Raw genomic sequence first — 939 nt, forward strand, 5'->3', positions numbered from 1 at the left:
AGTTTCAAATTAGATCCCCCCAACCCCCCTTCCAAAGGGGGGCTAATATTGCCCTGTTTATAAGCAGGGCGAGGAGGGATCTGCTGATACCATTCCAGGTATGCCCGTGGTGATTCAAAAAATCCTTGATAGTCGGGATGTAACAACCCCATATTCGGGGTTTCGACTGGCGGGGGAATTTCACCTACCTTAAGACTTAAATATTTTTCTGCCAATGTCCAGAATAAAGCAGCAACGTTTTCTGGTCCACCAGCATTCCAGTAACCATATATAATAAGCCAGTTGCGTAAGTCTTGCACTTTTTGCACTGGCACATATTTCAATAGTTTTGGTCCTATTTTTAAAAAGCTAATATAACCTGCGAGTTTATCTTCCTCTCGTCCGTTGCTGAATTTGTCTAAGATAAATTTAACTGGTTTGGGCATTCCTTTGGGTTTATCGCCGATGGCGAAAGCACCCAGTTTGGTTAAACTCAGCAATTCCAAGGCTGACTCAAACACGAGGCGGATGGGGATATGGGAGATGCGATCGCGCAACCACAATACCTGATCATAATCAAACAGCAAGCTACCAAAAAACACATCAGCATCTTTTAGTGCGGCTTCCACCTCAGTGCGTTTGGTGGTGATGTCGCGATCGCTAAACACACAAATATCCAACTCACTGACACGAGAAGTCGCCAAAAAAGCTGCCTTCCGATACAAGTCGGCGTTGAATGATTCAAATCCAGCAATTAAGACGATACGTTTCATGTGTTGAGATAGAAAGGTTAGGGTTTTCTATCTCTATATTGTGACCGATAATTCCGAACAGGGTACAAGCCCCCAACAGTTATCAGTTATCAGTTACCAGTTATCAGTTACCAGTTACCAGTTATCAGTTACCAGTTACCAGTTATCAGTTATCAGTTATCAGGTAGGAAACGGACTCGTCCACCCC

General features: G+C 43.8%; 1 protein-coding gene. It reads right to left on the minus strand.

Annotated features, from left to right (window positions below; all coding sequences use genetic code 11):
* Window positions 1-752: DUF3479 domain-containing protein (locus DP116_RS28335; protein ID WP_246275848.1), on the minus strand; the 752-nt coding region annotated here is incomplete at its 3' end.
* Window positions 753-939: the final 187 nt, after the last annotated feature.

Origin of the sequence: Brasilonema bromeliae SPC951 (assembly GCF_012912135.1) — a bacterium.
GTDB lineage: Bacteria > Cyanobacteriota > Cyanobacteriia > Cyanobacteriales > Nostocaceae > Brasilonema > Brasilonema bromeliae.